Raw genomic sequence first — 17,909 nt, 5'->3', positions numbered from 1 at the left:
GTGCGCCCCTGTCGAGCGTCGAGTCGAACCTCCACTACTTTCGCTCCCATGCATCGACATTGCCATCGAGGCAACCGCAACGAGTCCCAGGCCCAAGCTCGCCGCACGCCACCATCGATGCCAAATTGGCGAGCAATCGCCGCATTCGCGCTGTTGGCAGCAGCAATGATGGCAATGATCGGGGGCGAACCCGCGGCGTCTGAATCGACTCGGCGGACCACTTCAACGGCAGCCGTCGAACTGAACAGCGACCTCGCCGACAGCCAACACTCGTATGCGGTGATGCAATGCCGCCATCAGCGCAGCCCGATATGGAGCGACGCTCTGTCGGGCTGTCAAGAGCACTTGCGTCAATCGAAACCAGGCCATCTCGGTGCGAATGCCGAGGCTGCCTGGCAAGTCACGCGAGGGGCGGGAATCAACGTCATGGTGGTCGATACACCGGTTGACTACCGCCACGAGGATCTCGCTGCCAACTTCGACCTGACCCAAAGCCCAGGCCTGGCCGCGATCGACTTGAACACGGCGCATCCTCACGGCACAGCGATGGCGAGCCACATAGCGGCGCGCGACAACCAAGTCGGCATGCGAGGTGTGGCACCACGGGCAACACTCACGTGGTACGACTTGCACAATTTTGCCAGCGACAGCAACAGCGACAGTTCGCGTTGGAACGAAACGGCTATGTATGCCGCGGTGATAAACCACAGCTACAGTCAGACTGGATTCTCTAAACCCATTCCTGACAAATACGGTCATGGCTTGGTCTACGACAAGCTGAGCGAGAGCGGCTTCGGCGGGCTCGGCGCGTTGAATGTCATCTCCGGTGGAAAACAGCGCTATTGGCCTGAGGTCCAGTATTCGACCCTCTCCGAGTATCGCAGCCATCCAGCGGTCGTCGTCGCTTGTTCGACGGCCGCCGACGGCACTCGATCAGGAAATCTCAATACGAGCTTGCGGGGTCCGGGCCTGTGGGTTTGCTCAATGCCGTCAGGCATCTACGCAGTCAACAAAGATCGCTACGCGGTGCAGTCTGGCACGCCTTCGAGTCCGTCGACAGCGATCATCTCGGGGGTGGCGGCTTTGGTACGGGCCGCGAATCCGGGGCTGACCTGGCGAGACGTCAAGCTGATTCTGGCCGAATCCGCCCAGCACAACCACCCCAGCAGTTCCGGCTGGCAGCAGGCAGGCGCCAAGCGGACCAATGCGGGCGAGCGCTACCAGTACCACCACAGTTACGGGTTCGGGGTGATCGATGCAGGAGCGGCGGTGCAGCTCGCACTCGACTGGGTGACCCTGCCCGAGTACCTCAAAGAGCAACACACGACATCGATGGATGCGACGGCGATCCCCGACGACGGCTCCGAGGTCGCACACACGATCAACGCCACCTCGGGCATCGATTTCGTCGAGTACGTCGTAGCGGAACTCGATCTCGACGCACCGAACTTCCGGGATCTGCAAGTCGAGCTGGTGTCCCCGTCGGGCACTGTCTCGGTCCTTTCCGAACCCGCGCCGAAGGACGGTGAGCTCATAGAACGTTACGACTGCGATCGTGAGGGCAACTGTCCGATCTCGGGCAAGTTCCGGTTCGGCAGCGCTGTGCACCTGGGCGAAACAGGGTCTGGCAATTGGAAGTTGCGAATCTCCGACGAGAAAGAGAACGGCCACCTCAACACGCTGAAGTCATGGCGACTGAAGCTGTACGGGCACAACACACAAACGGCGAGCGACGACGACGGACCCACCCCGACGGTCACCGTCACCGGCGGAGACGCCGCAACCGAAGGCGACGCACTGTCGTTCACGTTCACAGCGTCGCCAGCACCGACATCATCGCTGACGGTGAACCTCGAGGTCGCCCAGAACGGCGAATACGGTGCCTGGACCGGGGAACGCACCGTGACGATACCGCCCAGCGGCACGGTGACACTGGCAATGCCCACCAGCGACGACCGTACCGATGAGACGGACGGATCGGTCACCGCCACCGTCAATTCGGGCACTGGCTATACGACCTCGCAGACACAGAACTCGGCATCAGTCGCGGTGACTGACAATGATCTTCCACTCCCGGTGGTGAGCATCGCTGCCCACTCTGATGTGATAATCGAAGGCGGCCTGGCGAGATACAAGGTGTCTGCGAAACCGCGAGCGGTCAGCACCACGATTATGAAGATCACCTTGGCGAAGCAGGGCGATTTCGGTATAACAACCAGCATTCGGCATGTGGCGGTGCCGACGTCGGGCAGCGCCACGATAAGTGTCCGTACGAAGAATGACGATACTGACGAGCCCGACGGGTCGATCACTGCGACGATAGAAGCCGGCGCGGGCTACAAAGTGTCATCGTCGGCCGGTTCGGCCACCGTCACAGTGCTTGATGATGACGGCGAAGTTGATCCATGCGTAACGGTATTGAGCGATGATGGAAGCTTCAACGGCAAGTGGACGGGCTTGTGCGATGCCGTGAGCAGAGACGAACGTTACGCTCGGTACTACACCTTCTCGCTGCAAAGTCAAGCCCAAGTGAAGATCGATCTGGAATCGTCTGCGGACACCTACCTGTACTTGCACAGCGGCGCCGACAGGAAATCAGCAAAAGAGCTGTATCGCAACGACGACAGCGGCGACGGGAGCAACTCGCGAATCTCCGAGTCGCTGGCTGCGGGCGTGTACACCATCGAAGCAACGACGTTCAGTCGGCTGAAGAAGACCGCGTTCACGCTGACGGTAGACGGTCTGCCATCGCAGACGCCGCCCGCTGCGCTGCCGGAGATCAGCATTGCGGCTGGTGGCGGCATTTCCGAGGGGTCTGCTGCGAGTTTCACGGTGACTGCGACTCCGAAGCCTGCGGCTGAGGTGGATGTGGCGGTCGCTATCTCTCAGGACGGCGATTTCGGAGTATCGGCGGGGTCGCGGACCGTGACGATCCCGGCATCTGGCTCTCAGACGTTCACGGTTACGACTACGAACGATTCGGCTGATGAGGCGGACGGCTCGGTCACTGCGACGGTGGGCGCGGCCGCGGGTTACACGGTGTCGTCGTTGTCGGGTGCGGCGTCGGTGGCGGTGTCGGATGATGACGACGGCGCGTGCAGCGTGGTGTTGCCTGACGATGCGGTCACCGTTGATGAGATCACCGCTTGGCGGGACGCGTTGTCGTCTGCGGCGGCTGCGGGGGTGAAGCGGTTCAATCGTGTGCTGGCTGCTTTGGGGACCGACACGGGTCATACGCCGATGACTGCTGTGCAGGCTGCGGGTGTGGCTGATTGGCTGGGGAACTCGCGATGGGATCGCATTGCGCGCACTTTGGCGGCGGTGGAACAGGCCCAGTGCGTTGTAGAGCCTGAGGTCAGCATCGTGGCTGGTTCGGGGGTCGCTGAGGGTGGCGACACGACGTTCACGGTCACCGCGACACCGAAGCCGTCGGCTGATCTGGATGTGTCGGTTGCGGTGTCACAGAGCGGCGATTTCGGTGTGACGGCCGGGTCGCGGACGGTCACGATCCCTGCGAGCGGTTCTGAGACGTTCACCGTCGCGACGGCGAACGACGCTGTCGATGAGCCCGACGGGTCGGTGACCGCAACGATCAGCGCTGGTTCGGGCTACACGGTGTCGTCGAGCAACAGCAGCGCCACGGTGGCGGTGTCTGATGACGACGACCCACCCCCGGCTGAACCACAGATCAGCGTCGCCGCGGGCAGCGGCGTCACTGAGGGGGCCGCTGCGACATTCACGCTCACGGCCAGCCCTGCGCCCGCAGCCAGCGTGGAGGTCCGCGTGACCGTGTCCCAAAGCGGCGACTTCGCCGCCGCCGGCGAGCGGACGGTCACGATCCCGACGACGGGCAGCGCGACGTTCACCGTTGTCACCACCAATGACAACACCGATGAGCCCGACGGGTCGGTGACCGCGGCGATCAGCGCTGGTTCGGGCTACACGGTGTCATCATCGGCCGGGTCGGCGACGGTCGCGGTCGCAGACGACGACGACCCGCCCCCGCCTCCGCCTCCGCCTCCTGCGGATTGTGTGTCTGATGACACGCTGGAATCGGCGCGGGACTATTACGACCTGCATCGTGATCGTGCGCCGGGCTATGGCCGCAATTGGCGTCGGGTGCTGATCGCATTCGGCGACGTCGCCGACGATCAGCTGACCGCGTTCACCGCGGCTGAGGCGCTCGAACGAGAGCAGCGCTGGTTCGGGTGGAAGCCGTTCCGCGAAGCATTGGAATGCATCGAGACAGCCCGCCAGACCCCGCCTCCGTCTGACCCCGAGATCAGCATCGCCGCGGGCAGCGCCGTGACCGAGGGCGCTTCGGCGTCGTTCACCGTCACTGCGTCTCCCGCACCGACGGCTGCTTTGACCGTCGGTGTGACGGTCTCGCAGTCAGGCGATTTCGGTGCAACGACCGGGACGCGGACCGCCACGATCCCCACCGCGGGCACGTTCACGCTCACGATCGCGACCACTGGTGACAACGTCGACGAGGCCGACGGCTCGGTGACGGTGGCGATCAGCGACGGCACGGGCTACACGGTGTCATCATCGGCCGGGTCAGCCACGGTCGCAGTCGCAGACGACTACGACCCTGCACCGCCTCCGCCGCCGGCTGACCCCGAGATCAGCATCGCGGCGGGCAGCGATATCGCCGAGGGGACCGCTGCGGCTTTCACCATCACCGCCAGCCCTGCGCCGACGACAGCGTTGTCGGTCAGCGTCACTGTGTTGCAGTCAGGCGATTTCGGTGCGACGACCGGGACGCGGACCGCCACGATCCCCACCGCGGGCACGTTCACGCTGAACGTGGACACCACCGGTGACAGCATCGACGAGGCCGACGGGTCGGTGACCGTCACGGTCGACTCCGGCACCGGCTACACGGTGTCATCATCAGCCGGGGCTGCGACCGTGGCTGTGTCCGACGATGACGACCCGCCGCCTCCACCAGCCAAACCGGAGATCAGCGTTGTTGCGGGCAATGGCGTCACCGAGGGTTCGGCTGCGGCGTTCACCATCACTGCCAGCCCAGCGCCGACGACGAGTCTCGACGTCAGAGTGACCGTGTCCCAAAGCGGCGACTTCGCCGCCACCGGCGAGCGAACCGTCACGATCCCCACGACTGGCAGCGCGACGTTCACCGTCGCCACCACCAACGACACCACCGACGAGGCCGACGGGTCAGTCATCGCCACGATCAGCAACGGCACGGGCTACACCGTGTCGTCGTCAGCCGGCACGGCAACGGTGGCGGTGTCCGACAACGACAACCCGACTCCGCCTCCGTCGAACGGTCCGCCGACGGTGACCGTCAGCGACGCCACCGCCAGCGAAGGCGCCCAGGAGCTGCGATTCGCCGTCACGCTGTCGCACGCGAACCCCCACGACATCACGTTCCGCTACGGCGGATACGGCCGCACCGCGACGCTGTGGCAGGACTGGAGCATCGAGCTCAGAAGAACGTTCACACTCGCCGCAGGCGACACCGCCATCGACATCACCGTGCCCGTCATCGACGACAACACCCCAGAAGACACCGAAACACTGCGCGTGTACATCTACGCGACCAGCGGAATCGTCATCCGCAGCGGGTTCATGTACGCCACCGGCACCATCCTCGACAACGACTAAACGCCGCGACCCACACGCGCCGCAGAGAACGCCCGCTGAGCCACCGCCGTCGAAGAACTCACGGCGTCAAGCAAGCCTTACCGTCGCAGCACCCAAGCACACCGGCGTCGGGGATCGGCGCCTCAGCGCGGTACCAGTGCAGGCACACCTCAGCCAGAAGCCCGTCGAGCGGCAGTGATCGCTCGCTCAGTTCGTCGTCGCGGCTGGCATGGCCACGCGAGAAGGCCCGGACTCGCACGGCAGCGTGTTCATGGCAGTTTGTGAGGCGCAACGGTGCCGCGTCCTCCTTGCCATGGTCCACGCGGCTCGTCAAGAGAACGGAGTCTCGCTTCAATCCAGCGAACCGCAGGTAGTACAATCTGATGTGCTATCTCGACATTTGATGGCGTGTTAGCACGCCATCAAATGTCATTCTGTGCTAGGCTTTTGTGATGAGTTCCGCCTACCTGCCGCGGCTCGTCGATGACCTGCTCGCCGAGTACCTGGCGTCGTTCCCTGCGGTCATGCTGGTGGGGCCACGCGCGTGCGGGAAGACCACCACCGCCGCTCGCCATGCCGCCACAGTCCTGCGGCTGGACACTCGACAAGGAACCGATGCGCTTCGCGCCGACCCTGATGCCGCTCTGCGCCACCGTGCCGAGCCGGTGCTGCTCGACGAGTGGCAGGAGTTTCCCGAAGTGATAGGCGCTGTGAAGCGCGCAGTGGATGCTGAGCGGCGCCCCGGGCGCTTCCTGATCACGGGTTCGGCGCGCTCGAACACCGACGAATTGCTGTGGCCAGGCACCGGCCGCATCGTGATGCTGCCCATGTACCCCCTAACAGTGGCGGAAGCGACAGGCGTCTCGCCTCGACCGTTCATCGAGCGTGTCGCAGCAGGCGAGCCGCTCGTCGGCGCGGTGCCGTCTCCCGATGTAGCAGATTACGTGGGCCTTGCCGTCCGGGGCGGTTTCCCAGAGCCTGCGCTCGAACTCGACGCGACCGGCGCACAGCGCTGGCTGTCGAGCTACGCAGATCAACTGGCGCTTCGAGATGCCCGCTCCCACAGCCTCAGGCTCGATGCGTCCCGGCTGCGCCGCTATCTGGATGCGCTGGCAATCAACTCGGCCGGCACTCCACAGGACAAGACGCTGTACGAGGCAGCCGGCATCGACCGTCGAACAGCCCACGAGTACGAGCGTCTGCTGGCCGACATGGTGGTCACAGACCATCTCAGCGCGTGGTCAACAAACCGGCTCAAGCGCCTCAGCCGCACCCCCAAGCGCTACCTCGTCGACTCCGGGCTGATGGCCGCAATCCTCGGCGCAGACGTTGGTGACGTCCTCAGCGACGACAACCTGCTGGGCGCCCTCATCGACACGTTCGTCACAGCCCAGCTTCGGACCGAGGCACCCATGTCCGCGACGCGCTACCGGCTCTCTCACCTTCGGGACCAGAACGGACGACGCGAGATCGACGTAATCGCCGAATTGCCCCGAGGACGACTCATCGGTATCGAGATCAAGGCCGCAGCCGGGGTACGGCACAGCGACGCCCGCCACCTGATGTGGCTGCGGGACTCGATCGGCGCATCGTTCGTGGCCGGTGTCGTGCTCCACACCGGCCACGACACCATCGAACTCGACGACCGGATCGTCGCAGCCCCGATCTCGGCTCTGTGGAACTGACCCCTCACAGCACGGCAACGGCCACCTGACGTCGCGCTGATGCCGTGACTCGGACCGCGTCGAGAGACTTGTGGCCGATACCGCGCCGTGCCAAGGGTTTCTGCCCGAACCTGTGCGTCTCGGCATCCTGCTAGAGGGCGTTCGAAAGCGCACCTGACAATTCGGGGTGGGCGAACTCGAACCCGTCGTCGGTGAGGGCGTCGGGAAGCACCCGGGTCGAGTCCAGCAGCAGCGCTTGGCCCATCTCGCCCAACGCTGCGCCGATGGCGAACTTAGGCGCCGGCATGAACGACGGGCGCCGCAATGCCGCGCTCAGCGCTCGCTGGAAGTCGCGCTGGCGAACAGGGTTGGGAGCCGTCAGGTTGAACGCCCCGCTTACGTCGCTGTCGATGAGATGGCGGATAGCCCGTACCTCGTCGTCGAGGCTGATCCAGCTCCACCACTGCCGGCCACCGCCGAGCGGACCGCCGGCACCCAGCCGCGTGATTCTCGCCATCCGCTCGATGGCCTCAGCCCCTGGCCCCACAACCAGGCCGGTGCGGATGCGCACGAGCCGCACTCCGGCATCAGCAATCGGCACCGCGGCGCGCTCCCAGCGCTTGCACACCTCGGCGAGGAACCCATCGCCGGGCAGTGATAGCTCGGTCAGCTCCTCATCACCGCGATTGCCGTAGAAACCGACTGCCGAGCCGCAGATGAACACCGACGGCTTGGTGTCGAGCGAGCGCACGGTGTCGGCAAGCAGCTTGGTGGACTCGACACGGCTCGACATGATCGCTGCCTTGCGCTTGTCGCTCCACCGGCCGCCGATGCTCTCGCCGGCCAGGTGAACAATTGCGTCAAGGCCCTCCAGCGCGGCAGCGTCAATGCTCCCAGCGGCCACATCCCACACGGCGGTCCCGCCTGCTGCGCCTGGCCCCTCAGACACGCCTGTCTCGCGTGCCTCGCCGCTGGCTTCACCAGTCCTGCCGACCGCAGCAACCAATCCTGGGCGCCGGGACACACCCAACACCTCGTGGCCGTCGGCACGCAGACTTGCAGCGAGCGCTCCGCCGATCAGCCCTCGAATTCCAGTGATCGCAACTCGCATAGGCTCATCATGCCTCGCCGGTCGAGCATCCCATTTCGGCCGCAGTCCTCGACTCCGCCACCGGCTCTCGCCGCGGCCGGGACTGCCGAGGAGGTCTCGGCGGTCGAACCAATGACCTCACGACGCCCCGGCCAGCTCGGTTTCGGCCATGACGGCTGTCGACTCTTCCAACGGAGGGGCGCGTCGTGGTGTGCTGCCGGGTGGGGTGTCGATGGTCCAGTGGCGTCTGTGGTGGTCCAAATGGCAGGGCTCGCACAGCATCGCCAAGTTCGGAATCTCGGTGAGCCCGTCATCCTCGTAGTGCTGCACATGGTGGGCGTGGCAGTGCTCAGTGTGTGTTGCGCACGCGATACAGCCGCCGTCGCGGATTGCCAGCACGATTCGCTGCGCGTCGCTGGCGCTTCGGGCTCGGCCCAGAGCCAGTTCGGACCAGTCGTCCTTGAAGATCGCTGGGAGGATTTTGGCGTCGGCAGCGAGCTCGGCGACGAGGTGCGCGGACAGCGGGGTGCCGTCGTCGAGGCGAGGGTTGCCAAGCCGGCCTGACACGGTGTCGTAGTCGGCGACCACCACGAGGCTCGCCTGGGGGCGCTGCCGGCCCAAGACCAGATCGCAAATGGCATCCGCGTTGCGCTGGGGATAGCTGAGTTCGTCGGCGCCGTCCCGATGACGCACCGCCCGCTCGGCGGCAGCGAGCTGCTGGCTGATCTGACGGCCGGTGATGAAATCCAGATCGGCTCGCAAGTGCCACATTCCGTCATCGCCGAGCAGCATCGAGCATCGCCGCTGGTCACGCTGCAGCGCCAACTCGGCATCGACCGGGGTCCGATCGGCGGCTGCAGCCTCGGCTTCGAGGTCGGCAAAGACCTCCAAGCTCTCATAGGCCAATGTGTGCCGTGCGACGATGTCCGAGGGATACGCGCGGCACAACTCCAAGAAGCTGCCCTCGCTGCGACGGTGCTTCTTCGGCGACTCGCGCGCAATCACCTTCGCATGAGACATCTGAATCTCGCCTGTGGACAACGCATCGAGGGTGTCAGTGAATTCGTGCTCCACGAGCGCCTCTGCCAGACGAGCCTCGCTGCGAGACTGCGGGCCATTCATCCGCGTGTACTCACGCAACTGCCACGCAGCCGCCTGCACCCCGTCGCGGGACACCAACTCGCCGAGCACAGCCACATAGCGGCCTTCCAGCCGCGCACGCTCCGCCACCAGATCCACCAACTCATCGACCAACTCGTCGTGTTCCCAGGCGGCAAGATCGGCACCAGCCACATCACGCACGCCCGCAACCGCCGCGACGCCATCGACGCCATCGACGCCATCGACGCCCGCGAGACCGTTGACGACGCCCTCGAGTGCATCGCGCTCGCTTCCGACCGTCTCGCCGCCCAACAGTATGCTCAGCACCGCCCCTTCGCCATCGGGGCAATCGACGGGAACTCCTGCCAACATGGATCAAGCATACATGCGTACGCATCAGAATGCAAACACTCGCGCGACACAACTCCAGTATCCGTCGCGGCGAGTCGCGGTTGTGGTCAGCGCAGTGCGCAGTGCACCGCGAGAATCGCCACATGCGTCGTTGCCAAGCGACGAACCCAGCCTGCACTACCTTCGCTGCCATGGGTCGACATCGCCAACGAGGCAGCCGCAGCGAGTCCGAGGCCCAAGCTCACCGCAAGCGACGACCATCGATAACGACTTGGCGAGCAACGGCAGCCCTGGCACTGCTGGCAGCCGCGATGATCGCAATGATCGGCGGAGAGGAGAGGGAACCCGAGGCGTCTGAATCGACTCGACGGCACACCTCAACGGCGACCATTGAGCTGAACAGCGACTCCCAGCCTCAAAGTGACCATTACGACCTCCATCACAGCTATGCACTCCGCAAATGCGGTGAGCTGAGGTCGCCGCTATGGAGCGACGCTCTGTCCGGCTGTCAAGAGCACTTCCGCCAGTCTACATCGGGCCGTCTCGGCGCCAATGTCGAGGCCGCTTGGGAGGTCACACGAGGCACGGGCGTCAACGTGTTGGTGGTGGATACACCCGTCGACTACCGCCACGAGGACCTCGCAGCCAACTTCGACTTGGGCCGCAGCCCCTTCTTGGCGGGTACCGATTTCGACTCGGTGTCACCTCACGGCACGAAGATGGCCAGCATCATAGCTGCGCGTGACAACACGGTCGGAATGCGCGGTGTCGCACCAAGAGCAACGTTGAACTGGTACAGCATTAATCGTTTCATGATTGACGGACCAGACGGATACTGGAAGTACGCGGAAGACCGCTGGCTAGAAACAACCATGCAGGCCGCAGTCATCAATCACAGCTGGAGCAGAAGCCAATTTTCGCAAGCCATTCGCGATACTGCGAAAGTGAACCAACACTCGGTGTTCGACAGGCTGAGCGTTCACGGTTTTGGTAGGCTCGGCACGTTGAATGTAGTTTCCGGTGGCAAGACCGCGCGTTGGCCCGAACTCAACTATTCGTCGCTCGCTGAGTATCGAAGCCATCCGGCAGTCGTTGTTGCTTGCTCAACGACTGAAGAAGGCACTCGATCAGGAGCCGGTTACAATACAAGCTTGCGGGGTCCGGGTCTGTGGGTCTGCTCGATGCCCGGTGGCATCGCTGCGGTCCACCAGAATCGCTACTTGGTGAACACTGGATGGCATTCGAGTCCGTCGACGGCGATGGTCTCGGGCGTGGCGGCATTGGTACGGGCCGCGAATCCGGGGCTGACGTGGCGCGACGTCAAGCTGATCTTGGCCGAGTCAGCTCAGCACAACGACCCCGACAGTGCCGGCTGGCAAGAAGCGGGCAGGAAGCGAACCAATGCTGATGAGCGCTACCGGTACCATCACAGCTTCGGGTTCGGAGTGATAGATGCTGGCGCAGCGGTGGAGCTCGCGCTCAACTGGGTGACCCTGCCGGAGTACCTCAAAGAACAGCACACGACGTCCATGGAATCGACGGCGATTCCCGACGACGGCTCCGAGGTTTCAGACACGATCAACGCAATCTCGGGAATCGATTTCGTCGAGTACGTCCAGGCCGAACTCGATCTCGCCGCACCGAACTTTCGGGATCTACAGGTCGAGTTGGTTTCCCCGTCCGGCACCATTTCGGTCCTGTCCGAACCGGCACCAAAGGTCGGCAAAGGGATGGATTCCTATGACTGTGACCGTGAGGGCAACTGCCCGATTTCGGGCAAGTTCCGGTTCGGCAGCGCTGTGCATTTGGGTGAAGCAGCGTCGGGTGCTTGGAAGTTGCGAATCTCAGACGAGAAGGAGAACGGCCACCTCAACACGCTGAAGTCTTGGCGCCTGAAGTTGTTTGGGCACAACACGCAAACCCCGACCGATGACGACGGGCCCACGCCGACAGTCACCGTTACCGGCGGGCAAGCCGCGACCGAGGGCGGTGCAGTGTCGTTCACCTTTGCAGCGTCGCCAACGCCGACGGTGCCGCTGACGGTGAGTCTCGAGGTCTCCTCAGATGGTGCCTACGGCGCGTGGACCGGCAGCCGCATCGTCACGGTCCCGACCAGCGGCTCGGTGACGTTGGCGATGCCCACTACCGACGACAGTGTCGCTGAGCCCGACGGTTCGGTGACTGTGACGCTGTCCACCGGGACGGGTTACACGGTGTCGTCGTCAGCGGGGTCGGCGTCGGTCGTGGTGTCTGATGATGATGTGCCTGAGGTGAGCGTCGCTGCGGGCAGTGGAGTCGTTGAGGGTGCGGCTGCGAGTTTCACACTCACCGCGACACCCAAGCCTGCGGCTGATCTGGATGTGACGATCGCTGTTTCCCAGGACGGTGACTTCGGTGTCACGACCGGTGCACGCACAGTCACGATCCCGGCGTCGGGCAGTTTCACCTTGACTGTGGCCACCAGCGATGACAGCACCGAGGAGGCGGACGGTTCGGTCACCGCAGTTGTCGCTACGGGGGCGGGCTATTCGGTGTCGGCGTCGGCGGGTTCGGCGTCGGTGGCGATTGCTGATGACGAAGGGCCGCCCGCGGTTGTTGGTACGTGTGTATCGGCGTTGGCGGGTGATAGGAGCATCACGGGACAGTGGACGGATTCGTGCGATTCGGTGGGCCGCGGGGGCCGATATGCCCGGTTCTTCACCTTCACGCTGGCCCAGCAGGCCACAGTGCGGATCGACCTCGAGTCGTCTGCGGACACGTATCTGTTCCTGCGCCGGGGGTTGGGCAGAGACGGCCAGGAGTTGTATCGGAACGACGACGGCGGTGACGGGTACAACTCGCGCATCGCTGAGTCGTTGGCTGCGGGTGATTACACAGTTGAGGCGACGACGTTCAATCCGTCAATTGCAGGCGCTTTCACGCTGAGCCTTGACGGTTTGACCGCTCAGACGCCGCCAGTTGCGCTGCCGGAGATCAGTATTGCGGCTGGTGGCAGTGTGGTTGAGGGTGCTGCTGTGAGCTTTACGGTGTCCGCGACGCCGACGCCGGCGGTTGATCTGGATGTGACGGTCGTTGTGTCGCAGAGCGGCGACTTCGGCGTCACGACCGGTTCGAGGACCGTGACGATCCCGGTGTCTGGTTCGGAGACGTTCGTGGTGGCGACGACGAACGATTCGGCCGACGAGGCCGATGGTGCGGTCACCGCGGCCGTCAGCGCAGGCACGGGCTACACGGTGGCGTCGGGCGGTGGGAGCGCAACCGTGGCTGTTGCCGACGATGACGTTCCCGAGATCAGCATTGTTGCGGGCGGCGGAGTCGCCGAGGGCGGCGACGCTGAGTTCACGTTGACAGCCAGTCCCGTGCCTGCGGCTGGTCTGGATGTGACGGTCGCTGTGTCCCAGAGCGGCGATTTCGGTGCGGCGACTGGGTTGCGGACGGTGACGGTCCCGACATCGGGCAGTTTCACCTTGACTGTTGCCACCAGCGATGACAGCGACGACGAGGCGGACGGCTCGGTCACTGCCACGGTGGGCGCGGCCGCGGGTTACACGGTGTCGTCGTTGTCGGGTGCGGCGTCGGTGGCGGTGTCGGATGATGACGACGGCGCGTGCAGTGTGGTGTTGCCTGACGATGCGGTCACCGTTGATGAGGTCACCGCTTGGCGGGACGCGTTGTCGTCTGCTGCGGCTGCGGGGGTGAAGCGGTTCAATCGTGTGCTGGCTGCTTTGGGGACCGACACCGGTCATACGCCGATGACTGCTGCGCAGGCTCAGGGTGTGGCCGATTGGCTGGGGAACTCGCGATGGGATCGCATTGCGCGCACTTTGGCGGCGGTGGAGCGGGCTCAGTGCGACGTTGAGCCGCAGGTGAGCATCGCCGCGGGAGGTGCTGTGACGGAGGGCGGCGATGCGAGTTTCACGGTCACTGCGACGCCGGAGCCGTCGGCTGATCTGGATGTGACGGTCACGGTGTCACAGAGCGGCGATTTCGGTGTGACGGCGGGGTCGCGGACGGTCACGATCCCTGCGTCTGGTTCTCAGTCGTTCACGGTGGCGACGGCGAACGACGCTGTCGATGAGCCCGACGGGTCGGCGACAGCGGCGATCAGCGCCGGTTCGGGCTACACGGTGTCGTCTTCGGCCGGTTCGGCGACGGTCGCGGTGTCCGACGACGACGACCCGCCGCCGGCTGAACCACAGATCAGCGTCGCCGCGGGCAGCGGCGTCACCGAGGGGACCGCTGCGACGTTCACCGTCACGGCCGGTCCTGCGCCCGCAGCCAGCCTTGATGTCAGTGTGACCGTGTCCCAAAGCGGCGACTTCGCCGCCACCGGCGAGCGGATGGTCACGATTCCGACGACTGGCAGCGCGACGTTCACCGTTGCCACCACCAATGACATCACCGATGAGCCCGACGGCTCGGTGACCGCGACGATCGACACCGGCGCCGGTTACACAGTGTCGTCTTCGGCCGGTTCGGCGACGGTCGCGGTGTCCGACGACGACGACCCGCCGCCGGCTGAACCACAGATCAGCGTCGCCGCGGGCAGCGGCGTCACCGAGGGGACCGCTGCGACGTTCACTGTCACGGCCGGTCCTGCGCCCGCAGCCAGCCTTGATGTCAGTGTGACCGTGTCCCAAAGCGGCGACTTCGCCGCCACCGGCGAGCGGATGGTCACGATTCCGACGACTGGCAGCGCGACGTTCACCGTTGCCACCACCAATGACATCACCGATGAGCCCGACGGCTCGGTGACCGCGACGATCGACACCGGCGCCGGTTACACAGTGTCGTCGTCGGCCGGTTCGGCGACGGTCGCGGTGTCCGACGACGACGACCCGCCCCCGCCTCCGCCGCCGCCTCCGCCTCCTGCGGATTGTGTGTCTGATGAAACGCTGGGATCGGCGCGTGACTATTACGAGCTGCATCGTGATCGTGCGCCGGGCTATGGCCGCAACTGGCTTCGGGTGCTGGTCGCGTTCGGCGATGTCGTCGACGATCAGCTGACGGCGTTCACCGCGGCTGAGGCGCTCGAACGCGAGCAGCGATGGTTCGGGTGGAGGCCGTTCCGCGAGGCGTTGGAGTGCATCGAGGCAGCCCGCCAGACCCCGCCGCCGCCTGTCGAACCCGAGATCAGCATTGCCGCGGGCAACGGCATCACAGAAGGCTCAACGGCGACATTCACGCTCACCGCGTCTCCGGCGCCGACGGCTGCTTTGACCGTCGATGTGACGGTGTCGCAGTCAGGCGATTTCGGTGTCACGACCGGGGCGCGCACTGTGGCGATCCCCACCACGGGCACCTTCACGCTGTCGATGGCCACGACCGGTGACAGTGTCGATGAGGCCGACGGGTCGGTCACCGTCACGGTGGACACCGGCACCGGCTACACCGTGTCGTCATCAGCCGGCTCGGCGACGGTCGCGGTCGCAGACGACGACGACCCTGCACCGCCGCCCCCGCCCCCTCCGCCGGCTGAACCCCAGATCAGCATCGTGGCGGGCGGCGATGTCACTGAGGGCACCGCTGCGACGTTCACGCTCACCGCCAGCCCTGCGCCGACGGCGAGTCTTGAGATCAGCGTGACCGTGTCCCAAAGCGGCGACTTCGCCGCCACCGGCGAGCGGACCGTCTCGATCCCCATGACCGGCAGCGCGACGTTCACCGTCGCCACCACCGATGACACCACCGACGAGGCCGACGGGTCGGTCACCGCGACCGTGGGCAGCGGCACCGGCTACACCGTGTCGTCTTCAGCCGCGGCTGCGACAGTCGCGGTGTCCGACAACGACGACGACCCGCCGCCTCCGCCTGCGGGGCCGCCGACGGTGACCGTCAGCGACGCCACCGCCGCCGAGGACGCGCAAAGCCTCGCTTTCGTGGTGACACTGTCGAAACCCAATCCCGACCCGATCACGTTCCGCTACGGCGGATACGGCCGCACCGCGACGCTGTGGCAGGACTGGAGCATCGACTACAGAAGAACGTTCACGCTGGCTGCAGGCGAAACCAGCATCAAGATCACCGTGCCGATCATCGACGACGACACCCCAGAAAACGACGAAACGCTGCGCATATACGTCTACGCCACCAGCGGAATCGTCATCCGCAGCGGATTCATCTACGCCACCGGCACCATCACCGACAACGACTAAACGCCACGACCCACACGCGCCGCAGCGGACGCCCGCTGATGGCGTGACTCGGACCGCGTCGAGAGCCACGTGGCCGATGCCGCGCTGCGCCACGAGCCTCCGTACGCAGACTCCCTGCAAGCGCTCCGCCGATCAGTCCCCGAATGCCTGTGATCGCGACTCGCATACGGTTCATCAGCCGATCTTGTCGCACTCCAGCACCGCGAGAAGCGCATGTGCGCCCCCGGCCAAGCGTGGAGTCCGACCTGCATTGAATCGCCTTGCACGGCGTCGTCTTCAGCGGGTTCGGCGTCGGCGGCGATTTCCGGTAGAGACGTCCTGCCTCCCCGATCTCCGATTGCCGACAAATTCCTTTGCGTTGCTTGTCCGGGGTGTCCTACACAACTACGGTGCCGAATCGAAGGGAGTTGGTGCGTCGAGTCAGGCGGCTCGCCGAAGCCCACGGCCGCACAGCCGTTGTGTTGCGCCAAGGCAAGCACGAGATCTGGGAGTGTGTCGGCTTCCGGTTCCCAATCCCGAGGCATCGAGAGATCGCAGATGGAACCGCACGGACGATTCTCAGCAAGCTGGAGGCGCACCTCGAGCAATCGGCGCAGGGAGAGACCTCGTGAGCGCACCCTTTAGAGCCGTTGCAGAACGCAGCGGGGATTGGTGGGAGATCGAGATCACCTCAGGACTCCCTCCGAACGTGCTCGGCGTCAGCCAGGCGCGCCACAGGAGCGATGTCGAGGGTGTTGCGCGTTCGGTCGTCGCCGAATTGCTCGACATCGAGCCCGACGGCATCGATATCGACATCGATGTCAGGCAGGCATCCGAACGCGGTCCGACAGCGGTCGTTTAGCAGATCGCGAACTCGAAGACTCCAGCGCCTCGTCGCTATGGCACTGGCACCGCCAGTCGAACCTCGTTGTCATTACCGCCACCGGCTACGGCTACCGTCGCCCCGACGGCGTGTTCGTAGCACCCTTGACGGCCCTCAGCCCCTGTCCCACAGCGCTTCTGTCAGGAATCACGCACCCGTCACCGACAACGGCCGTGTCGAGTGCTGTCACGCGTGATCAGCGGCCCACGAAGTTGCCGGGGCGGCGTTCGCTGACGGCCTTCATGCCTTCGCGGGCGTCTTCGGTGCCTGACAGGCGCAGCTGTTCTGCTGCCTCTCGCTGGGTGACCTCGCGCACCTTGTCGCCCAAGCCCAGCCGCAGCGTGGCCTTGATGGCTCGGACGGCAAGCGGTGCGTTGGCAGCGATCTCTCGGGCGACCTCGACGGCGCGGTCGCGCACCTGATCTGCGGGTACGCACTCGTCAGCGAGGCCGAGTTCGACCGCCTCGTCGCCCTTGTAGCGCTTGGCGCCTAGCAGCACCTTCGCAGCGCGCTCGGGCCCCAGCAGCAGCGGCATGGTGACGCTCATCCCGAAGCCCTGATGGATTCCCAGCGAGGCGAAGTTGGCGCAGAACCGGGCCTCGGGGCACGAGATGCGGATGTCGGGCACCATCGCGAGGCCCAGCCCGCCGCCGATGGCGGGGCCGTGAATGGCGCCCACGATCGGCAACGTCACGTCGAACAGCCGTCCCGAGCCCTGGTACAGCTGCAGCGTTGCGCTGCCGCCGACCTTCTCCTCGGCGCCGCCGCCGACGCCTTCGCCGCCCAGATCGGCACCTGCACAGAACGAGCGGCCATCGGCCGCCAGCACGGCGCAGCCGATGCTCATGTCCTGCTCCAGCTCCACCATGGCGTCGGCGATGTCGTGCACCTGGCGGTAGCTGAGGAAGTTGTGCGGCGGGCGATCCATGATCACCAGCCCGACGCGCCCGTCCCGCTCGATTCTCAGTCCATCTGCCATTGCCCCGTCTCCGATCGCCCAATCTCCCAGCGCCCCGTCAGCGCTCGTTCGGCGGCTCACGCTAGTGGTCACCGAACTAGCGTGACCTTCCGAA

Annotated in this window: 8 protein-coding genes; 4 read left to right on the top strand and 4 right to left on the bottom strand. The window is 65.1% G+C overall.

Annotated features, from left to right (window positions below):
• The first annotated feature begins 48 nt into the window (after positions 1-48).
• Positions 49-5,634 (top strand): S8 family serine peptidase, encoded by a 5,586-nt coding sequence (locus tag ACOOF5_RS13165; protein WP_420439856.1) that lies wholly within the window; start codon positions 49-51, stop codon positions 5,632-5,634.
• Between the two features lie 58 nt (positions 5,635-5,692).
• On the opposite strand, the gene ACOOF5_RS13160 is transcribed toward ACOOF5_RS13165, so the two are convergent.
• Positions 5,693-5,947 carry a hypothetical protein gene (locus ACOOF5_RS13160; RefSeq protein ID WP_420439854.1) on the bottom strand — a complete coding sequence of 85 codons (255 nt, stop codon included), beginning with the start codon at positions 5,945-5,947 and terminating at the stop codon, positions 5,693-5,695.
• Positions 5,948-6,065: 118 nt separating this feature from the next.
• Between ACOOF5_RS13160 and ACOOF5_RS13155 the strand changes: the two genes are divergently transcribed.
• Positions 6,066-7,298, top strand: coding sequence for an ATP-binding protein (locus tag ACOOF5_RS13155; RefSeq protein ID WP_420439852.1), 1,233 nt, complete (start codon positions 6,066-6,068; stop codon positions 7,296-7,298).
• 130 nt (positions 7,299-7,428) lie between these two features.
• Here the strand turns inward: ACOOF5_RS13155 and ACOOF5_RS13150 are convergent, their stop codons facing one another.
• A complete protein-coding gene (locus ACOOF5_RS13150) occupies positions 7,429-8,388 on the bottom strand; it encodes a TIGR01777 family oxidoreductase (protein ID WP_420439850.1) in 960 nt (319 codons plus the stop codon).
• A gap of 117 nt (positions 8,389-8,505) precedes the next feature.
• Positions 8,506-9,840 (bottom strand): hypothetical protein, encoded by a 1,335-nt coding sequence (locus tag ACOOF5_RS13145; RefSeq protein ID WP_420439848.1) that lies wholly within the window; start codon positions 9,838-9,840, stop codon positions 8,506-8,508.
• A gap of 170 nt (positions 9,841-10,010) precedes the next feature.
• On the opposite strand from ACOOF5_RS13145, the gene ACOOF5_RS13140 reads away from it, so the two are divergent.
• A complete protein-coding gene (locus tag ACOOF5_RS13140) occupies positions 10,011-15,974 on the top strand; it encodes a S8 family serine peptidase (RefSeq protein WP_420439846.1) in 5,964 nt (1,987 codons plus the stop codon).
• Between the two features lie 607 nt (positions 15,975-16,581).
• Entirely contained in the window at positions 16,582-16,815 is a 234-nt protein-coding gene (locus ACOOF5_RS13135; protein ID WP_420439844.1) for a hypothetical protein, read from the top strand.
• A gap of 217 nt (positions 16,816-17,032) precedes the next feature.
• Here the strand turns inward: ACOOF5_RS13135 and ACOOF5_RS13130 are convergent, their stop codons facing one another.
• Complete coding sequence (locus tag ACOOF5_RS13130) at positions 17,033-17,887, bottom strand: enoyl-CoA hydratase/isomerase family protein (protein WP_420439842.1); 855 nt, start codon at positions 17,885-17,887, stop codon at positions 17,033-17,035.
• Positions 17,888-17,909: the final 22 nt, after the last annotated feature.

Source organism: Candidatus Poriferisodalis sp. (genome assembly GCF_965214215.1).
In the GTDB taxonomy this organism is placed as follows: Bacteria; Actinomycetota; Acidimicrobiia; order Acidimicrobiales; family Poriferisodalaceae; genus Poriferisodalis.
The sequence above is the reverse complement of the archived record's forward strand: the minus strand, read 5'-3'. Positions and strand labels throughout refer to the sequence as shown.